The 19825-nt window shown below is 67.7% G+C and carries 11 protein-coding genes; 7 read left to right on the plus strand and 4 right to left on the minus strand.

The window, feature by feature from the left end; translation table 11 throughout:
• The first annotated feature begins 83 nt into the window (after positions 1 to 83).
• From R5W23_RS10775 to R5W23_RS10790, 4 genes are all read left to right on the plus strand, one after another.
• A complete protein-coding gene (locus R5W23_RS10775) occupies positions 84 to 2321 on the plus strand; it encodes an AAA family ATPase (protein WP_261187349.1) in 2238 nt (745 codons plus the stop codon).
• A 104-nt stretch (positions 2322 to 2425) separates the two neighbouring features.
• Complete coding sequence (locus R5W23_RS10780) at positions 2426 to 2689, plus strand: hypothetical protein (RefSeq protein ID WP_261187350.1); 264 nt, start codon at positions 2426 to 2428, stop codon at positions 2687 to 2689.
• A gap of 103 nt (positions 2690 to 2792) precedes the next feature.
• Positions 2793 to 6323: a hypothetical protein gene (locus R5W23_RS10785; RefSeq protein WP_320686330.1), complete on the plus strand. Its 3531-nt coding sequence runs from the start codon at positions 2793 to 2795 to the stop codon at positions 6321 to 6323.
• Between the two features lie 128 nt (positions 6324 to 6451).
• Positions 6452 to 9889 carry a hypothetical protein gene (locus tag R5W23_RS10790; protein ID WP_320686331.1) on the plus strand — a complete coding sequence of 1146 codons (3438 nt, stop codon included), beginning with the start codon at positions 6452 to 6454 and terminating at the stop codon, positions 9887 to 9889.
• A gap of 437 nt (positions 9890 to 10326) precedes the next feature.
• Here the strand turns inward: R5W23_RS10790 and R5W23_RS10795 are convergent, their stop codons facing one another.
• Both R5W23_RS10795 and R5W23_RS10800 read right to left on the minus strand, forming a co-directional pair.
• Positions 10327 to 13410 carry an HzsA-related protein gene (locus R5W23_RS10795; protein ID WP_320686332.1) on the minus strand — a complete coding sequence of 1028 codons (3084 nt, stop codon included), beginning with the start codon at positions 13408 to 13410 and terminating at the stop codon, positions 10327 to 10329.
• A 203-nt stretch (positions 13411 to 13613) separates the two neighbouring features.
• Positions 13614 to 14159, minus strand: coding sequence for a hypothetical protein (locus R5W23_RS10800; protein WP_320686333.1), 546 nt, complete (start codon positions 14157 to 14159; stop codon positions 13614 to 13616).
• A gap of 338 nt (positions 14160 to 14497) precedes the next feature.
• Between R5W23_RS10800 and R5W23_RS10805 the strand changes: the two genes are divergently transcribed.
• The 3 genes from R5W23_RS10805 to upp all read left to right on the plus strand — a co-directional run bounded on the left by R5W23_RS10805 (position 14498) and on the right by upp (position 18157).
• Positions 14498 to 15772: a hypothetical protein gene (locus R5W23_RS10805; protein ID WP_320686334.1), complete on the plus strand. Its 1275-nt coding sequence runs from the start codon at positions 14498 to 14500 to the stop codon at positions 15770 to 15772.
• 423 nt (positions 15773 to 16195) lie between these two features.
• Positions 16196 to 17509, plus strand: coding sequence for a thymidine phosphorylase (locus R5W23_RS10810; protein WP_320686335.1), 1314 nt, complete (start codon positions 16196 to 16198; stop codon positions 17507 to 17509).
• 18 nt (positions 17510 to 17527) lie between these two features.
• The gene (gene upp / locus R5W23_RS10815) at positions 17528 to 18157 is read left to right on the plus strand and encodes a uracil phosphoribosyltransferase (RefSeq protein ID WP_261187357.1); all 630 of its coding nucleotides are present in this window, start codon (positions 17528 to 17530) and stop codon (positions 18155 to 18157) included.
• 39 nt (positions 18158 to 18196) lie between these two features.
• On the opposite strand, the gene R5W23_RS10820 is transcribed toward upp, so the two are convergent.
• Both R5W23_RS10820 and R5W23_RS10825 read right to left on the minus strand, forming a co-directional pair.
• Positions 18197 to 18718, minus strand: a complete 522-nt coding sequence (locus R5W23_RS10820) for a TIGR03067 domain-containing protein (protein WP_320686336.1) — start codon at positions 18716 to 18718, stop codon at positions 18197 to 18199.
• Positions 18719 to 19212: 494 nt separating this feature from the next.
• On the minus strand, positions 19213 to 19776 hold the full coding sequence (locus tag R5W23_RS10825; protein ID WP_320686337.1) for a hypothetical protein: 564 nt from the start codon (positions 19774 to 19776) through the stop codon (positions 19213 to 19215).
• Between the last annotated feature and the right edge of the window lie 49 nt (positions 19777 to 19825).

The raw sequence follows: 19825 nt of genomic DNA on the forward strand, positions 1-19825 counted from the left end.
GCGGCGCCCCGGCCCGCTTTTCACTGAACGCTGAAGCCACCGCGAACGAACTGAACGCTCAATCCCGAAAACCAAGCACCACCATGAGCATCAGCATCACGGAAAAGGACCTGCCCGCCGACCTCTCGCCGCCGCAGGCGGTGGAGGCGGCGTACAGCCAGGAAATGGCCGAGGTGGCCAGCAAACTCGTCCGCGGGCTGCCCACGCTCATCGAGTGCGACAAGGAGCTGGCGCCGTACCTGTTCATGAACGTGCGCGACCGCCTGCGGCAGGCCAAGCTCCAGTGCGTCTACCTGGACGGCCGGCAGCGCGACCCGCAACAGGGCGCGATGCCGATGGGCCTCATCGGCACCATGATCGCGCAGCTCCGCGACGCCGTGCGCGGCGCCACCGAGCGGCGCGTCGTTGTGCTCCCGCACCTCGACCTACTGACCACGAGCCAAGGCGGGCTGACCGGCGAGGCGCGCGAGGTCATCCCGCTGCTGTACGAGAACCCGGAGCTGGTGTGGCTCGGGTTCAAGGACCCGTCGTTCCCGCTGCCAAAGGTGATCGAGAACCTGTTCCCGCACTGGCTCAGCATCCTGGGCATCGCGCGGAACCGGCTGCGGCACCTCATCACGCAGAAGGAGAGCCGAAAGTTCGGCAAGGACTTCTCGCCGTGGCAGCTTTACAAGTACGTCTCGGGCGTGAACGCGGTGCGGCTCCGGCGCCTGCTCTCGACTCTCGAAGGCGAGGACTACCCCGCCGACCCGAAGCGGGCCTACGCGCAGGTGCGCCAGTCCACGCTCAGCGGGAACATGGAGATCCCGTCCGTCGATTTGGACAAGGACATCGGCGGGTACAAGAAGGTCAAGGCGAAGCTCAAGAGCGAGATCCTCGACACGCTGTCCAAGCGCGACCGCGCGACCGACGCCGAGGAGATCGCGCGGCTCGAAGAGCTGATCCCGCGCGGGCTGATCTTCTGGGGGCCGCCCGGTACCGGTAAGACCTATTTTGCCAAGGCGATCGCCGCGAGCATCGGGGCCGCCATCACCATCGTCAGCGGCCCCGAGCTGAAATCGAAGTGGGTCGGGGAGTCGGAAGAAAATCTCCGCCAGATCTTCCACAAGGCGCGGCAGAGCGCGCCGTCGATCATCGTGTTCGACGAAATCGACTCGTTCGCCACCGCCCGCGGCACGTACACCGGCAGCGGCGTCGAGCACTCGATGGTGAACCAGTTGCTCACCGAGATGGACGGGTTCCACAAGGACGAGCTGGTGTTCGTGGTCGGCACGACCAACTTCGTGGAGTCGCTCGACCCCGCCCTCTTGCGCCCGGGCCGGTTCGAGTTCCACATCCACATCCCGTACCCGGACGACGACGACCGGCGGGCGATCTTCGAGATCTACAACAAGAAGATGCGCCTCAACTTCAATGACGAGGCGCTCGAGTACGCGATCACCCGTACCGGCAACCGGTACATGACCCCCACCGGCACGGCGTTCAGCGGCGACCACCTGAACGCGCTGTGCCGCTCCGTGGCCCGGCTGCGGCTCCGCGAAGGGATCACGGGCGAGACGACGCCGAAGCTGATCGAGAAGGCAATCACCGAGTTCGACGAGAAGGTGGAGGTCCACGAGAAGGACCTGCCGGTGGTGGCGACGCACGAGGCCGGCCACTTCCTCGTCTCCATCTTCTGCCCGCACCACCAGCCGCCGGAGAAGGTGACGATCCAGAGCGACATGCCGTGGGCGCCGTTCTTCACGCAGTTCAAGCAGGAGAAGAACCGGATCGGCATGAGCCGCAACGAGATGCTCGACCAGCTCGCGGTGCTGTACGGCGGGATCGAGGCCGAGCGGCTGCTCATCGGCGACGTGTCCACCGGGGCCAGCGGGATGGGCGCGCCGGGGTCGGACCTGTCCCGAGCGTCCCTCATCGCCGAGTACATGGTGCAGGTGTGCGGGATGTCGAACCTCGCGGCCCCGCTCCGCTCGTTCCGCGACGAGAAGGGCGACCGCGCGGTGCTGTCGGGGTCGATGGCCGAGGCGATCGACCGGCAGGTCAACACGATCATCGTGGAGGCCCAGGCGAAGGCCGCCGCGATCCTCACGAAGCACAAGGCCGACCTCATCAAGCTCCGTGACGAACTCACGGAGAAGAAGACGATCGAGGGCGACCGCACGAAGGCGATCATCGAGGAGTTGCGTGCGAAGTACCCGAAGGACGTGGGCGCCCCGGGACCAGAGGTGAAGCTCGCCGGCGGCGCCGGCACCGCGACCGAAGCGAACGGTGGCGGCGCCGCGGCCGAGAAGAAACCGACGAAGAAGAAAGACGGCGAATAGCCGCATTTGGTGTTTAGCGCCCGATGTTTCGGCCGCCCCGCGACTCGGGTGCGGCCGAGCACCTCACTAAACACGAACCACCAAACACCAGACGCGGAGAACCGATGGCCGAAATGATCATCATGCTGCGGCGGGACCCGAACACCGGCAAGCAGAACATCATCATCAAGCTCGACTCCGACCCGGACGCGCTGCCCATCGAGCACGAGCAGATGCACCGGGCGCTGGTCGAGAAGCTCATCGGCAAGGGCATCAAGCCCGAAGACATGGGCGAGCTGATCGTCGAGCGCGAGTCCGAGCAGCAGCCGGCCGGCCCGGCGCAGCAGCCCACCGAGCCCGAGCGCCAGAAGCAGACCAACAAGGGGTAGCCGCCCTTGCCGGCCGGCGCGGCCCGCGGGCCGCGGTTCCTCAGCCCGGGCAGCGCCCCGGGTTTTTCGCCCCGATGACCACTGCCCCGAACACTTGGCACCCATGATCCTGCTCTTCCCCGACCTCGACACGGTCCGGCTCGCGCTGACCACCGGCATCGTCCCGGCCGAGGTGACGCTCGCGCCGGCCGCGGTCAGCTTCGACGACCAGGGCAAGATCTACGTCGAGCCGACCGCCGGCCTCACCCGCGCGGTCACCAAGAACCTCGACCGGATCGGCGTGAAGGGCTCGAAGCGGCACGCCTCCGACGACCCGCAGGAGGTGACCTGCTGGCCGCAACTGCTGCCGGTGACCCGCGACCCGGCCGCGCCCACCATCTCCAACCAGCAGCCGGTCCTGTTCGAGCTGGAGAGCGCCGAGGACCTGCCCGCGCTCGTCACCGAGATGTTGCGGCTGGGGAACGACCGGCAGGGGTTCCGCTGGTTCACGACGGGCGATGCTGACGGCAAGCGGGTGCTGCTGCGGGTCATCGGCCCGCCGTACTACACGCTGCTCCGCGCGCTCGAAAAGGGGGCCGCCGACGGGACCAAAAGTGTGCGCGCGTACATCGAGCGCGCCCCGCGCGTGTGGGTGGAGGTGGGGCACACGCTGCCGCTCGCGCCGCAGTTGCGGGTTTCGGACAAGCAGCTCGTGCTGATCCGCGCGCCGCGCGAGTGGGTGTACCTGGACGAGGCCCCGTTCCAGGACGTGTACGACAACCTCCAGTTCAAGCTGCCGGCGGCGCCCGTCGGCTGGAGCGAGGCCAAGGCGCCCAAGAAAATGCAGGTGCCGCTGCGGCTGGCGCCGGGCACCGCCAGCGAGACCGCCGAGCTGTGGGTGCTGCGCGCGGGCGCCGTCGAGCAGCTCGACGCCCTCGTGCGCGACTCCGACGACCGCCTGCTCCAGCGCCTCATGTTCGCCGTCGCGACCGACGCCAGCGGGGGCCGGACGGTCGTTCTGCGCGTCCGCCCGTCCAAGCTCACGCCCCCGGTGCTAGCGCTCGACAACGCGCTGGCGTTCAAGCCGTACTGGAAGCTCCCGAACCTGTTCCTGCCGGTCGGCAAGCGGCTCCACCCCACGCTCCGCCGCGACGCGGTGCGCAAGCTCCTGGCCGACGACGCCGATCAGGTCGTCTGGCTGTACCCGGACGAGCCCGGCACGGACGCGCCCGGCGCGAAGGGCGGCTTCACCCCCGAGTTCGTGCCCGACGCCGCGTTCCGCTCACTCGAGGACTGGGTGGACTACGTTATCGAGGCCGAGCAGAAGGCGCTCTCGGCCTGGATCGAAGCGACCCGGTTCGATTTCGACGCGTTCCAGTGCCGGGAGATCGACCGGCCGAAGAACAAGCCGGACAAGGGCGACAAGGAGCTGAAGGACAAGGACGACGACCTCAAGGGCTCCAAGGCCGGCGCCCCGGCCGCGAAGGGACCGGCGAAAGGCAAGGCGGCCCCGGCCAAGCCGGGCGCGACCGCCGAGTTCCTGCCGCCGGTCGAAGAGGTGCGCAAGCCGAACGAGTGGGAGGTCCGGGCGAAAGAGCTCGAACAGGAGTTCCTCACTCTGGAAGGCCCGCTCGACGCCCCGGAGCGGGTCGCGATGTGGCCCGAACTCGCCGCCGCCTACACCGGCAGCGGCAAGCACCAGATGGACGCCGCGATCTGCTGGCTGGACGCCCTGTGGGACGCCGACCCGCTGCCCGCCGAGTGGCTCGGGCGCTGGGTCCGCAGCGAGGTCCCCGCCGCGGGCGCCACCATCACCGCGCCCGAGTTCGACAAGCTCCTGAACCACACCGGCAGCGGGCTCGAGGACTCGCGCCGGGTCGTGGCCGCGTTCCTGTGGCTGGCGGCGCAGGGCCCCGTGCCGCCGTGGCTCATGGCCCGGTTGCCGGCGCTCCAGAACTACCTGGAGACCAACGACGGCTCGCTGCCGGTTCGGGCGGTCTGGCTGGCCGGCTTCCGGCTCGCGCAGCTCGCCGGCGCGGACGTCCTCGGGCTGGCGCGGGTCCGCGACCGGTTGCTCAAGCGGCTGCTCGAACAGGGGCTCCAGGCGGAGCGCGACCTGCCGTACTTCCTCCGCGTCGCCGGGGTCAAGGACTCCGAGCGCATGCGGGTGGTGCGGGACAAGGCGATGGAGCTGCACGGCACCATCCGCAAGTGGCTCGACGACTCCGCCGCGGCCCAGAAGAACGAGCACCTGAAGGCGAACCACCCGCTCGTGGACCTGCTGTTCGCGTTCGCGGTCGGCAAGCTCGGCGAGGCGAGCCAGGCCAAGAAGCTGCTGGAGGACGCCCGCAAGGTGCTGGAGAAGCCGGTGCCGGCGACGTGGCAGGACAACAAGCTGTTCGAGCAGGTGGTCTCCGCCGTCTCCAGCAACTTCGTGTACAAGGCGTTCAAGTACCGGATCGAACAGGTGCTCGCGGGCAAACAGCCGGCCGGGCAACTGTCCGCCGAGATCATGCAGGAGCTGGAGGAGCTGGGGAGCAAGGCCCGCAGCGGCGGCACGAACAACCCGTTCCTCCGCGGGGAGTACGTGATCGGGCGGCTCCGCGAGCAGTCGCGCATCCTGTCGCCGCAGGAGCGGCTCGACCCGTACAGCTACTGGACCAAGAACCAGGACCCGCTGAAGAAAGAACTCGCGGACCTGCACACCATCAAGGACCCGAACAAGCTCGCGGACCGCATCCGCAAGTTGTACAAGGAGGGGGTGAACGGGAAGACGCAGAAGGAGGTGCAGTTCCACGTACTGCACGAGGGGCTGCCGCTGGCTTCCCTGCACGTGAACGAGGCGTTCACGGTGGAGCTGCTCAACCTCGTGCCGGCGGCCCTCCAGGGCGCGGGCGGGGCCAACGAGTCGCCGGACCTGCCGAAGAAGCAGGGCGAGTTGCTCGAACGGGCGATGTTCCACGCGGGCCACTTCAACCGCGACGACCTCGTGAAGAAGCTGGTGGACGACTTCACGGCGCTCGTCCACGCGAAGCCGCCGGAGATGAAGTTCAAGCTCATCAACGTCGTCGCCAACGAGTGCATGCGGAACCTGCGGCGGCTCGGGCTGTCGAACGAGATCGACCGGTTCCTGACGAAGCTGCACAGCGAGATCCTGGGCGGCGCGACGCCAGCCGAGCTGAAGAAGAAGTACCAAGCGAAACCCGAGATGTGGGCCGCCGTGCTGCAAACGCAGTTGAACCTCGCGGGCGGGTGGCTGCACTTCGGCCGACAGGACCGGGCCAACCCGATCCTCGAGCTGGCGCGTGAAGAGCTGCTCGGGGCGACCGCAGTATCGTTGCAGCCGAAGGACTACACCGAACTGGCCCGCGCTTACGTCACCGCGCTGGGCCAGGGTCCGGCCGAGGTCGCTGTGGTGCGGATGATCGAGCTGTTCAAGAAGATGTCGCCGGCGAAAATCACGAACACGTGGACCACCGCGCAGTACTACTCGCGGTTCCACCTGAACCTCGTGGAGGACGTAATCCGTTCCGTCGTCAACGACGACGCGGCGCTGGGGCCGTCCGGCCGCCGCTGGCTCGACGACGACGAGTACCTCGTCCGCCGCCGCATCCACGCGGACATGAAGAAGAACCTGGAGAAGAACAACCTCTAACCGCCACACCGCACCGGTGCGAGCGCCGAAGCACGAAATCCGAACCGGGCGCCCTGGCAGGCGCCCGGTTCGGATTTCGTGCTTTGATTTTCGTGCTGTCTTTTCCCGCCGGGGCTACACTTCAGGTCATGCCCGCGCTCTTTTTCCCGAATCCGGATGTCCTGCGCCTCACGCTGGCCAGCGGGCTGGTGCCGAGCCGCGTCACGGGCGTTCCGGGGCGCGCCGGCCGGGACGACGCCGGGCGCACCTGGGTCGAACTGGACCAACTGCCACCGCGCGATGTGCTTACGGCGATCGCACGGTTCGGCGTGGTCGTCGGCTCGCCGGGCGCGACGGCCGAACCGATCCGGTGTTGGGCGGAACTGCTGCCGCTCAGGAAGAGTGCCCCCGCGCCGGGGCCGGTGCTGTTCAGCGTCCCGGACAAGCAACTGGCCGCGTTCGTGTCGCGGCTGCGGCGCTTGCGGGCCGGGCCGCTCGGAATTCGACTGCTGTCAGAACCGCACGTCGGCCGCGCCTGGGTGGCCGCGCACACGCCGCCCGCCGCGGTCCTCCTCTGGACCGAAGAACCGGACGCACCGGTCCGGGCGTTCCGTCAACAGGCGCCGGGCGTGTGGACCGCGCGCGGCTGGGAGCACCCGCTCGCCGGGCACCTTTCTGTGCCTCCGTCTTGCGTTCTCCTCTGCGAGCCGGCCGGAATGGGCCTGTACCGCGAACCGGTGCCCGCCGTTGCGGACGACGAGTACCCGTTGCGCCACCGTCCGAGTGGTGCGTCCGAAGCGCGCCCGGCCGCGCCGATCGAGGCGCGACTCCGGTTGCGGCGCACCGAGCCGGCCGGCGCCGAATCGCTCTGGGTGCTCGGCCCTCCCGAACTGGGGGCGTTCGGTGACTTCTGCCACAGCGCCGACGAGCGCTTGTTGCGGCGGTTTCAGATCGCAACGCTCGAAGCCGGTGGGCACGAGCGGATCGTGATCCGCCACACGCCGAGCGACGACAGCCCCGGGTTGCCGTTGGCGGTGCCCGGGTTCCAGTGCGACCCGCGGCTGCCGGGACTGTTCGTACCGGTCGGGTGGACCCTCCGGCCGGTCACCCGTGCGAGCGAGGTCGGGCGCGAGCTCGGGCTGAGTGCGGACCGCCTCACTTGGCTCGAACCTGCGCCCGAAGGCACGTTCACGATTAACTCAGCCGCGCTCGAGCTGTTCCGCCCGCTCTGCGACCGGTTGGAGTATCTGCCACCCGCGGCAACCGCTCTCGCGGCCGACCGGATTAGCACAGACGTCTTCGCGTTCGGCCGCTTCGCACTGCGGGTGGAGCCCACTGCCGAACCAGACCCGAAGGTGTTGGAACTGGCGGTTGAAGAGCCGCCCGTTCCGACCGACGCGCCGCCGGGTTGGGTCGCGAAGTCCGTCGGCCGTTTGGTGCGGTGGGTCAGCGGGCGCGGCGCCCGCGGCACGGCGCCGGCTCCATCCGGTCCGACACCGGAGCCCGCCGCCGAGCGCAAGCGGACGCGCCCCGCGCGGCCGGCCAGTACTCGGGTCGAGCAAAAACTCAGTTCGGCGGACGCGCTGCTGCACGGGCACGACCGCGCGGCCCACCGGCATCGACTTGAAGGTCGGTTGCTCGCCGACTTCTCCAAGCTCGAGCCGGACGAGCGCGCGGCCCGCTGGGCGGAACTGGCCAACGTGTACGGCGCGACCGGACAGGCGCTCGACGCCGCGGTGTGCTGGGTGAATGCGATCTGGGAGTGCCCAGTCCCACCGCCGGAATGGCTGGGTGAGTGGGCTGCGGCGGAGCGGGCCGCGGCCAAGCCGGGCGACCGCACCGCCGAACTGGAGCGCTGGCTGGCGGAGCCCGGGCGCCCCGGCACCGGGCGCGTCGTGGCGGCGCTGGCGGCGTGCGCGGGGTGGGCGGCGGCACCGCCCGCGGGGTTCGTCGGCAACCTCCCGCGCGTGCTCGCGGTTCTGGACCAGCACTTCGAGGACATCCCGGTAAGAGGGGCGTGGCTCGCCCGGCTCGCGGTGGCCCGTGCCGCGAACGGCGACGTGCTGGGGCTGGCGCGGTGGCGCGACCGGATCGTACATCGGTTGCTCCACCGCGGCCCCGGGCTGGACCTCGATGAGCCGTCGTTCCTACGGTTCCGCGGCGCCGCCACCGCCGAGCGGTTCAAGACCGCCCGCGAGTGGCTGACCCACCAAAAGGAGCCGATCCTCAAATGGGTGCAGCGGCACGCCGGCGGCGCGCGGCTCGAATGGACCGGACTGGAGGCCGAGACCGAGGCGACGGCGGTGTACGCGCAGTTCATGCTCGCGTGGGGCCTGGGCGCGCTCGGGGAGCGGGCGCCGGCGCGGGACTGGGCCGCGCGAGCCCGAAAGGCCCTGACCCGCGCCGGCGGCCCGCGGGCCGACCCCGCCGCTCACGCGCTCCTCGGCGACCTGTTCCTCCACCGCATCAAGGACGCCCACGAGGGCGCGGCGCCGAAGGCCGCGCTCCCGGCGGAGTTCCAAGAACGCCTCGACCGGTTGCACGAGTTCGCGCGGTACGCCGTGGACCGGTTGCGCGAGCACAGCCGCATCCTGCAACCGCTCGGGCAGGTGAGCGCGTACTACGGGCGCGACCTGAAAGAGTTCTGGGGGCCGGACCGCCTCGGCGAGCGGCTCGCGCTGCTCGGCTCCCGGACCGAACCGGCGCACGTGAACGAGGAGGCCCGGGCGCTGCTCGCGCTGATCGCCGCACAACCGACCACGGCCACCGTACCGCGGGTGGTGCTCGCGCTGCTCGAAGCCGGCGCGGCTCTGGAGCCCCCGCTGCTGAGCGAACTGATCGAGCGCGTCCCGGCGGCGCTCGACTGGGTCGAAGCCTGGGTCCGGGGCGGGCGCTGGACCGACGCCGAGCGCCCCCAGCGCGTGGCGAGATACCAAGCCCGCATCATCGGATCGGCGCTGGCGCTGGCCCCGACCGGACCGGCGGCGGGGGCGGTGCTGCAACACGCCACGCGCGGCGCGGCGGCCGGGCCGCTCCTGACGGCCGCGACCGCGGCAGCGCCGCGTGCGTTCCGGGCCGCGCGGAAGTTCGGGCTGGCGGCCGAGGCCGAAGCCCTCATGAACGTGCTGGACCCGGCGCGGGCCGAATGGCCCGACGAACCGGTGACCGCCGAAAAGGTCGGGCTGGGGGTCGGATGGTTCGCCGCGGGCGACGAGGAGGCCGGAATCCGCATCCTCGATGCGGCTCGCAAGTACCTGTTCGAGTTCGCCGCGCCCGACCCGTCCGCCCGAACCGCTGTCGCGCTGGCCTACGCCGAGGCACTGGGGTTCGCACCGGCTGGGATCGCTCTCGGGCGGCTCGAAGAGTTGTTCCAGCGGCTCGACCGCGTGACGACAAGCGGGTCCACGAACCGCTACTTCACGCTCCAACCGCTCCGCCTGATCGACACAGTGGTACGGTCGGTGGTGACCGACGAGTTCACGCTCGGGACAAAGGTGCGGGCGTGGCTAGACGAGGACGAGTTCCTGATCCGCCGCCGGGTCCACCGCGACATGACCGCCCACCTCCGCGAAGGCGGGCACGTTTAGACGCCAACTGCACCAGTGCCGTCATTCACAGATCAATAAGGCTCCACAACACACACGGGCATGAAGCACAAATCCGGGGTGGGCGCCGGCCGGCAACCCACCGTTTCGGCGTCATACCAAATCCAGTCGTTTCGAGTTGGTGCAGCAGCCCCATGCACAGGCCTTTGAGTGTGGTCCGCTCACTCCGTGAGCGGTTGCTCCGGGTCTCGGATTCGCGTTGCGCGCAGCGACAGGTCCGCACGCCCGCGGGGCGAGTAGGGGACGCGGAACGACCGCTCACGGAGTGAGCGGACCACACTCAAAAATCAAAACCGCGCTTCTCGAACTGGAAACGACTGGAATCCGGTTGATGAGCATGCACGCCTCATTCTGTAGCCGGCCTTACAGAGGCCGGCTACAGAGCACCGTTACTCTTCAATCGGACTCGGCTTCACCCCTTATTTCCCAGCCGAAAACGTGCGATCGATACGGGTCACGTTACCCTGTTTGTCCTTCACGCTAACCGTAAGTTTCGCGCTCGCCGCGCTCAGCGGTGCGGTCAGCTTCAGTTCGTAAACGCCACCACCGAGTGGGACGAACTGCGGTGCCAAGTTGTCGCCGGCAGCGGTTCCGTTGACCGCGACACTGGCTGTTACCGCGAAACTCGCTGCGTCCAGACCGGTGCCGTAATCGTGCATCCCGATCCGGATGCGTTCGAGCGGCTCATTCCCACCGGCACGCGGCGTCTGGAGCGTCAGCGTCGGCCGCTGGTCGTCCATCGCCCAGCCGAAGCCGCGTTTCTCAGGGCTCTTGGGGTCGTGATCGAGGTCGATCGGGCACCCCAAGTCGATCCAGCGCACCAGGGTGAGTTTGTCCTCTTCGCTCAGCGGCACGACCTTACCGGCCTTGACCGCTTCCGGCGGCGGCATGACGCTGCCGGTGAAATCCAGGTCCGCGCGGCTGCGGTTCGCGAGCGTGTTCGCAACCGGCTCGCCCTTTAACTGGAGGGTGCGCGGGTCGCCGGGGATGGTTTCCGACGGGAAGTCGTCGTTGGTCCAACCATCGAGCCGCGCGCCAAACACCTTCCAAATCAGGAGGCTGCGTCGGGACTGGAACATCCGGACGTAGCGGGAGGCGTTCACCCCGCGCCAGCCGCCGACGAGCGGTTTGTGCCCGAACCGCCCGGCGCCGTCCATCGCCAGCCGGTAGTATGTTCCCGGAACGTCGTCGCAGTCGGCGACGTTGATGGTCTTGTCGTCATCGAGCACGAGCTTCGCCGGGGCATCGCCCTTCAGCGTGTGGCACGCCGCGCAGCTCCGGTCGAGGATCGGCTTCACGTCACGGAAGTACTCGACGTTCTTCACCCCCGCTGCGAACGTCAGACCCGTCTCCGCTTTCGCATCCCACTGCTTCTTCGACTGGTCGCCGGACGGAGGCTCCAGCAGCGGCGTCTTCTCGGTCAGGTCGAAGAGTTGGTAGTCCGGTTTCGCCGCGGCCGTGAGCTTGAAGTCCGTGGGCTTCTGGCTGTGCGCGTGACACCCGCCGCAGTCGTTGCGGATCTCGCCGGGCCGAACTTGGTGCCACGTTTGTGCCATGTTCAGCACCATCCCGCGCCGGTCGAGCGTTTGGAACGTGAATCCCACGTCCGCAGGGATCTTCGCCAGGAAGCTCGTGTCGGGGTTCCCGTCCGGGTCGAGCGGCTCCTTACCGTTTTGGAACTTGCGAAGGGGGATCTCGCCGAGGATGCGGAGCTTCTCGGTCGCGTGGCTGCGGAACGTGCGGCCTGATTGCGGCCCCTGGTTGCGGTCGGTCGTCGGTTCCATCGCGAGGATGCGCACGGCGTGGATGTCGGCGTTCGTGTACCGGCCGACGTCCGCCCCCTGGTTCAGCCAATTGAGCGATGTGGCGTCGGCCGCGGGGTTGAACCAGTCGAGGTCCTCGTAACCCGACGGGTCGCCGCCGGCGTAGGCGGCGGTCACCGTGCCGGGCTTGACCACGCCGTTGGGGTAGCTCTCGCGCTTGTAGAAGCTCGACGTACCCACCAGCCCGAACGGGGTGCCCGCCGGAAGGTGCTTCGAGAGTGTCCCGTCGTTCGCAAGCGGGGCGAGTTTCTTCGGCTCGTCGATGCCGTGAATCCGCTTGTACGGCACCAGCGCGCGGGGCCACTGTTCGTTAAACTTCGGGTCGTTCTTGATGAGCAGCAGGTCGCCCGGCTCGTTCGCGGCCTTACCGTCTTTCAGCAGATACAACCCGCCATCGACTGCGGGAACGTGAACCGTGTAGCCGCCGTTGACCGGCCCCGGCGACCAGACCGCGAGCAGGTGGTTGTCCGGCGCCGCCGACGGGTGCGTGACCTTGCCGACCCGCGGTGCGGTACGCGACCCGCGAACCGCGTAGTCCGACGGCCCCTCGTCGGAACGAGCGAACGGCGTAATGGACTCGACCCCAAAGGGGCTGAACGGCAGGCGCCGAACGCGGGCCTTCCCGTCGTCGGTCCGGCCGTGACGCAGCGGGGGGTTCCGCGGGTCTTGCGTGTACCCCGGGCCGAACGTCTGCCCATCGGGGGCCGCCAGCGGGAACCGCACGAAGCTCCCGAACCCACTGCTCGTCTGGCTGTAGTACTCCTCAGCCACGATGGAACCGTCGGAGAGCTGCGTCTGGAAGTGCCACGCGCTCGGGCTCGCCCCGGGCATGAACGCGCTGGCCATCGGCCCCCACCCGGTGCCGTCCGGGTTGATGACCCACAGCCCCCACAGCGTCGATGCGCGGAGCCCTTGCGATTCGAGCGAGCTGAACATGATCCGCCCGTCGCGCAGGACGGTCGGGTGGAGCGCCATCCCGAGGTTCAGGTGCCCGATGCACTCGGCGTTCGAGCCGTCGTCGTCCATCACGAACAGTTGCATGACGTGCGGCAGCCGCTTCGGCGGTTTGAACCCGTTGCGGTTGCTCGTGAACGCCACCTTCCCGCCCGGCAGCGGGCACGGGCCGGTGTCGAAAACGCCGTACCCGAAGGAGTTCTTCCCGGCCTCGGGGGTGCGGTAGTCCGTGCTCCAGTTCGCCGCGCCGGTGTTGGGGGTGAACTGTTGGTGCGTGAGGCGGACGACCGTCCGCGACTTCACGTGGATCTTGTAGATGTCCGCGCCGCCGGCGGGGCCTTGTGAGACGCTGCCGCCCTTCATGTCGTGGAAGTGCGAATAGTAGACCCATTCGCCGTCGAACGACACCGCGGGGTCGGTGACCGACCCGCTTCCGCCCCTCACCAGCACCTCTTCGGAACCGTCGGGGCGGAGGAGCATCAGGTCGGCGCCGGCGTCCATGTAGACCGGGTTCGAGATCTCGGGCCAGTTCGTACCGACCTTGTCGCCGTTCCGCGGCGCCCGGACGTACACGATGTCATAATCGAGCTTCACCGTCTTGTCTGACGCAAGCGGCTTCGGGGTCACGTTGATCGGCCCGCTCACGTCGGCCGGTTGCGGCCGCGCGCCGGCGAACGAAGCGAACAGGAACGCTACGACCGCGAAGGCGGAAACGCGGAACGGCATAGCTCAGGACCTGCACGAGGCGAGAAGGTGGGGGGGATCGAAAGCATCGTACACAAAACAACGGGGGGTTGAAACCCTGGCTGTTTCCGGTGGCCTCACAGGGCCGCAAGCACACCAAGGAGGTGTGAGTTACGGTCAGCCCCTTAAGGTTCGTCGGGAACAGCCAGGAGGTTCAACCCCCTGGTTCTTAAACCGCGTTCAGCTTACTTGAGGGCGGCGGTCGCGGCGCTAGCGATTTCCGAGGCCTTCTCGGCCGCTTCCTTGGTCGTCTTGAACGCGAAGTTCTTGCTCACCTTGCCGCCCTTCTGGTACACGACGACGGTCACGGCCGCGTCCTTGCTCAGGTTGTACTTCTCGGGGCCGTCCTTGTCGGCCGCAACGGTCAGCGGGGTGGTCAGCTTGTGGGTGGTCTGGAGCTTCTCGAAGTCGGCGGCCTCGACGCCGCTGACGCCCACCACCACGGTGCCCAGTTTCTCGTTGGTCTTCTGAACGCCGTCCACCGCCTTCACCACGGCGACCAAGTTGTCGTCGGCCTTCTGGGTGAAGATCAGCACCGCGGCCGGGCGGCCCTCACCGCCGAACTTGCACACGTAGCAGAGCGTTTTGCCGGCCTTCTCGCCGGTGATCGCCTTCACGTCGAAGGCGCCGCCGATCTTCTCGGTCGGGCCGGACTTCAGCTCTTCGCCGGTGGCGACAGACGAGGCGAGGGCGAGCACCAGAGCCAGGCCAAGGAAACGGGTCGCGCGCATGCTGCACTCCTTCTGTGAGACCGTCGCCGGCACCACGCCGGCGGCGGTGGAAAGGCCGATACAGATGGTAAGCGGCGGAGCGGCGAAGGCAAGCCCTCGCACTCGATTCATTTTCGGGCGTTCCGCTCACCGGGCGGGGCTTACCGGTGAGACGGTAACCGGGCGCGAGTTATTCGAGCGGTTCGGGAAATTCCTTCCGTTGAGCCGCGGCGATGGGTTCCCAACATTTCGCTGTTTAGCTTTCGCCGGTCCCAACATTCGGTTGCGGTTGCGAGGGGTTATCGTTCCAGTGAGGCCGCCGCCCGGCGGCTGGGTTCTCTCCTTGAAGGAGGGTGACGATGCGAACGTTCCTGTTAGTAGCGGCCGCTGGCGTCGCGCTCGCGACGAGCCACGCCCTGACCAACGACACTGCGGCCAGCCCGCCCCGGCCCGAACCGGTCGCGGTCGCCCCGGTCCCGCCTCCCGCAAACCCCACCGGGCTCGTGGCCCACGAGTGGGGCACCTTCACGAGCTTCTCGGGCTCCAGCGGCGTGCCCGTCGGCTTCTCACCGAACAACGAAGACCTGCCGTACTTCGTCTACCACCAGGTCAACCCGTTCAGCAAGGGCGTGCGTCTTGCACGCGGCGGGCTGGTGAGCATGGAAACGCCGGTGGTGTACTTCTACACGGACAAGGACACCCGTGCTTCGGTCACTGTGGACTTCCCGAAGGGCTGGATCACGGAGTGGTACCCGTTCGCAAGCGCAGTGCCGGTCAACAGCCCCAAAAATGACCGCACCGGCGGCCAGAGCATCCGGTGGGACGTGAAGCTCACGCCAAGTGACAAGCCGAAGTTCCCCCGCACGCCGCCGGACGCCAAGGGGCAAGATAACCCGTACTACCACGCCCGTGAAACCGACGCCGTACCGGTCCAAGCGGAAATCACCGGCAACCGCTCTGCGGAGCGGTACGACGAGCACGCCCTTCAAGGCGGTACGGTGTTCCAGCGCGAAAAGTTCCTGTTCTACCGCGGTGTTGGAACGTTCGCACCGCCGGTGGTGGTGCAGGCGCTGGGCGGGGACAAGGTGCGCGTGGTGAACAACTCTGGCGGGACCGCCGCGGGCGCGGTGGTGGTAACAGCCCGCGCGGGCAAGGTCGGGTTCCGCCCGCTGGGCGAACTCGCCACCGGCGCGAGTACCGAGGCCGCTCTTCCCGAGCCGAGCGCCAAGGCCGATGACCTCGCGGCGTTCCTGGTGAAGGAGCTGACCGCCGCCGGGCTGTACGAGAAGGAGGCGAAAGCGATGGTGGCGACGTGGTCCGACGCTTGGTTCTACGAAGACGGGTCGCGGGTGCTGTACCTCGTGCCCCGCGCCAAAACCGACGAGCTGCTGCCGATCACGATCAGCCCGAAGCCTGTGGAGCTGGTGCGGGTGCTGGTGGGGCGCCACGACTTCCTGACCCCGGAACAGGAAGCGACCGCCGAAAAGCAACTGAAGCGCCTCCGCGCGGCCGAGGCCGAGCTGAACGCCGCGAACACCGAGCTGAACAAGCTCGGCCGGTTCCGCGCACAGGCACAGGACATCGCCAACGCGAAACTGACCGCGGCACGTGAGGCCGCGGCGCCGCACAAGTGACCGGCGAGCCCGCTCGCACGAACGCACAGCGGGCCGGGGTGTCCCCCGGCCCGCTCGCGTTCTCGTGTCTACTTCTGAACCTGTGGCGCGGAGCGCTCACGGCACCGCCGGCGGCCGCGGCGCCCCGCGGCGCCAGGAACGACGATCGGCGGTGTTGTCCCAGGCCTGGCGCCGCGGGGCGCCGCGGCCGCCGATAGCGGTGCTGGAACAGCGCTCCCCGCGCGGGGTGTGGTGGCAGACGCCCGGCCGACGCAACATCGGCCTGCTGCAACGCAGCGAGCTAGATCCACGAGAACGTGGATGATCATACCGCCCTTCCGATCGCATCACAAGAATCACCGGTTGCTTCTTGGGAACCGTTGGCCCTCCCGTGCAGGCCGGGTATGCTGTCTCCGCTTACCCGCAACGGCGCGAGGGGACTTCATGCGACCCGGGGACGTGATCCAGACCAAGCGCGACCGCGGCGTGCTGTCACCCGAGCAAATCGGGACGTTCGTTTCCGCGGCAGCGCGCCTCGACGGCAGCGGGTGGGAGAAGTACCACCTCACCGCCCTGCTCATGGCGATCTACCTCAACGGGATGGTCCCGGACGAGACCGCCGCCCTCACCGCCGCGATGGCGAACTCGGGGAAGCGCCTCGACCTCTCCGACCTCGACGGCCCCAAGGTCGATAAGCACAGCACCGGCGGCGTCGGCGACAAGACGTCGCTCATTTTGGGGCCGCTCGCGGCGGCGTGCGGGGTGGTCGTGCCGATGATGTCGGGCCGCGGGCTCGGCCACTCCGGCGGCACCCTCGACAAGCTCGAAGCGATCCCGGGTTTCCGGGTGAACCTGTCGGAAGCGGAGCTCCGCGCCGCGCTCCGGAAAGTCGGACTCGGCATGATCGGCCAAACCGCCGACGTGGCGCCGGCGGACAAGATGCTCTACGCGCTGCGCGACGTCACCTCGACCGTGGAGAGCGTCCCGCTCATCACGGCTTCGATCCTGAGCAAGAAGCTGTCGGAGGGCATCTCGGGCTTGGTAATGGATGTGAAGTGCGGGGCCGGGGCGTTCATGAAGACGCGCGAACAGGCCCGGGCGCTGGCCGATTCGATCGTGAAAGTTGGCACCGCAAACGGGCTCCGGATGAGCGCGCTCATCACCGCGATGGACGTCCCGCTGGGTCGGTACGTCGGGAACGGGCTCGAAGTGATCGAGAGCATCGAAACGCTGAAAGGCAACGGCCCGCCGGACCTGACCGACCTGTCAGTCGCACTCGCCGCGCGAATGGTGCGGCTCGCCGGCCTCGCGCCGGACGACGGCAGCGCCGAGAAGCAGGTGCGTAGCGCACTGTCCAGCGGGACCGGACTCGAGGTGCTCCGAAGGTGCATCGAACAACAGGGTGGTGATCCCGGTGTCATCGACGACTACGCTCGCCTCCCGTCTACCGGCGCGATTACGGCCGTGACCGCCGACCGCGCCGGCTACGTCGTCTCCATGAACGCGGAGAAGGTAGGCGTCGCCGTGCGGTTGCTCGGCGGCGGGCGTGACCGCGCTGAGGATGCCATCGACCCCGCAGTCGGTGTGATCGTGCGCGCCAAACCCGGCGAGCACGTCGGCACGAAACACGTGGTGTTCGAGGTGCATCATCGCGGCGGGCCGAGGCTGGGCGCCGCACTGGACCTTCTCAAAGAATCGTTTGCCATCGGCGACGCGCCGCCGTGGTCCGAACCGCTCATCCTGGAACAAGTCGCCTAACGCCGCACAGGGGAACCCATGCCCGCGCCCGTGAACGTGTCCCGCCACCCGCTGATTCAGCACAAGCTCGCCCGACTGCGGTCGGTCGAGACGAAGCCGCCAGAGTTCCGCGATCAGGTCGCCGAGATCTCGCGCGTGCTGCTGTTCGAGGCGACCCACGACCTGCGCCTCGCACCGACACTCGTTCACACGCCGCTGACCGAAACCACCTGCCAAACCATCGCCGACCGGGTGGGGTTCGTCCCCGTGTTACGCGCAGGGTTGGGTATGGCCGAGGCGATGCTCGAGGCGCTGCCCGAAGCAACCGTGTGGCACCTGGGTCTGTACCGCGACCACGCGACGCTGAAGCCGGTAACGTATTACAACAAGCTGCCGCCGAAACCGACGATGGACGTGGGCATCGTACTCGATCCGATGCTCGCGACCGGGGGGAGCGCCATCGCGGCCCTTGACATCCTTCAAAAAACCGGCACCCCGCGGCTGATTTTCATCGGCCTCATCGCCGCCCCGGAGGGCGTCGCGGCGCTTCAGGCCGCTCACCCGAACGTGCCGATTCACCTCGCGGCGCTCGACTCGCACCTGAACGAGGTCGGGTACATCGTCCCCGGTCTGGGAGATGCCGGTGACCGTCAATTCGGCACCGCTTGAGCCCTTCGACTTTGAGGGGCCACGGAGCAAGACTGCCCCTCACTTGACCGGGTCGAGCGTCACGAGCCACGAGCCATCGGCTTCGGTCGAATCGAACGTCCGCGGCCGCGTCCCTTCGCGGAGGCAGATGACGAGCTTCTCGCCTTCAAACTTGTAAATTCCAGAAAGTCTGAGTTTAGGGTTCTTGTGAACCAGATCGATCTGCGCGGGTGTACTTGACGAGTCGAGCAAAAGCGTGTAGGGCACCTCGCCGGCCTTCTGCGCGACCGTTACCACGCTCTTGCCATTAAACTCCCAGCTCAGGTGTACCCATACGTCCCGTTCGAGCTTCGCGCCGGCCGAGACCACCTCGATCGTTCGCCACTTGCCTTGAATCTTTTGTGGGTTGGACGGATCGAGCCTCGCGAGATCCGCTTCGAGCTTCGCGAGTTCGGCCTTCTTCTCCGCGATCTGCCTCTTCAGGTCTTCGATACGGTCTTTGAGGTCGCCAGGCGGCTCCTGCCCTCGCGAAGTCGCAACGAACAGAAGGGGCACCAAGAATAGAGCGGCTGTTGCGCGCATGGGCCAGATCCCGCAGGCAGAATGGAAACGAGATGCGACGGCCCGCAGCGCCGCGACTCGTTCTTCGGAGCGTAACGGTCGCTCTGTACCGAGAACCTTTTCTCACCAGGATCGGCAGCTGGATACTTCTACTCTTGATGGTTAGAACTGCGCGTGGACATCGCACCGTAAACTCTGTCGCAACCCACTTGCGCCGTCCACACGCGAGAGCAGTGCTTACCAAGCCAGTCCTGGAGCATTCACCCCGCCATCTCCGCTATGCGGGAGCAATCCAGATGCCCAGACGTGCAGAATCAACCGAATTCCGCTGATGTGGTGTTACCGAACGGTGGGGGTTCGGCATCGATCTGTTCGTTCGGAGCCGGTGGGGCTGTCTTCTGGCGGCCAGATCCCCACCGGACGGTTCAAGAACCCATCGCTGAAACTTCGATCGTGTTCAACTCTTCGACAGTTCCTGTCTACCCTTGTGACGTGCTGAGTCTGCAAGGACGTTGCTATTTGAACGCCTTCACCCAGTCCTCAAATGCCTTGGCGTGTTCGGCCACGGTGACCGAGGGACCGCTGAGGCGCAGGTGGTGCGTTTCGAGCGGCTCCCCTTTCGCATCCTTCTCCTCCACGATCACCCAGATTACGCGCCAGTCTTCGAGCAGCATCTCCTTCGACTTGGGATCGAACGGCCGCTCCTTGTACTTCCAGGTGCCCGTCACGTCGAGCACGTTGACGGTGGCACCTTTGACCTCCCACTTCGCGGTCTTGCTGATGTCGTCCGCGGTCTTGCCTTCGGGCACGGCGAACGTGTTCTTCCACTTGGGAAAGTTCTTGTCGGCGCCCGGTAGGCTCTCGTTCATTACGGACAGCTCGGCCTCGGGGTGATCCTTCGCCCCCGGGAGTTTGAACTGGTAGGTGCGGAACCGGTTCGCCGGCTTTTCGCTCTTCCAGCCGGCCGGCGCTGGCGCCGACAGCTTGTTAAGTTTTACGACGACAGGTTTTTCGTCGGCGCCCGTCGCCACACCCACCAGAATCAGCGCGCCGAGCGCAGTGAAAGGAACCAGACGCATTCCAGTAGCTCCGATTGAAAGAGACAGAGCGGGAGAGGCAGGGCCGCGT

The organism is Gemmata algarum, from assembly GCF_034097035.1.
In the GTDB taxonomy this organism is placed as follows: Bacteria; Planctomycetota; Planctomycetia; order Gemmatales; family Gemmataceae; genus Gemmata; species Gemmata algarum.

Excerpts from the sequence above, each read along its gene's own strand:
- R5W23_RS10775 (WP_261187349.1), top strand. The coding sequence starts at position 84 with ATGAGCATCAGCATCACGGAAAAGGACCTGCCCGCCGACCTCTCGCCG.
- R5W23_RS10780 (WP_261187350.1), top strand. The coding sequence starts at position 2,426 with ATGGCCGAAATGATCATCATGCTGCGGCGGGACCCGAACACCGGCAAG.
- R5W23_RS10785 (WP_320686330.1), top strand. The coding sequence starts at position 2,793 with ATGATCCTGCTCTTCCCCGACCTCGACACGGTCCGGCTCGCGCTGACC.
- R5W23_RS10790 (WP_320686331.1), top strand. The coding sequence starts at position 6,452 with ATGCCCGCGCTCTTTTTCCCGAATCCGGATGTCCTGCGCCTCACGCTG.
- R5W23_RS10795 (WP_320686332.1), bottom strand. The coding sequence starts at position 13,410 with ATGCCGTTCCGCGTTTCCGCCTTCGCGGTCGTAGCGTTCCTGTTCGCT.
- R5W23_RS10800 (WP_320686333.1), bottom strand. The coding sequence starts at position 14,159 with ATGCGCGCGACCCGTTTCCTTGGCCTGGCTCTGGTGCTCGCCCTCGCC.
- R5W23_RS10805 (WP_320686334.1), top strand. The coding sequence starts at position 14,498 with ATGCGAACGTTCCTGTTAGTAGCGGCCGCTGGCGTCGCGCTCGCGACG.
- R5W23_RS10810 (WP_320686335.1), top strand. The coding sequence starts at position 16,196 with ATGCGACCCGGGGACGTGATCCAGACCAAGCGCGACCGCGGCGTGCTG.
- upp (WP_261187357.1), top strand. The coding sequence starts at position 17,528 with ATGCCCGCGCCCGTGAACGTGTCCCGCCACCCGCTGATTCAGCACAAG.
- R5W23_RS10820 (WP_320686336.1), bottom strand. The coding sequence starts at position 18,718 with ATGCGCGCAACAGCCGCTCTATTCTTGGTGCCCCTTCTGTTCGTTGCG.
- R5W23_RS10825 (WP_320686337.1), bottom strand. The coding sequence starts at position 19,776 with ATGCGTCTGGTTCCTTTCACTGCGCTCGGCGCGCTGATTCTGGTGGGT.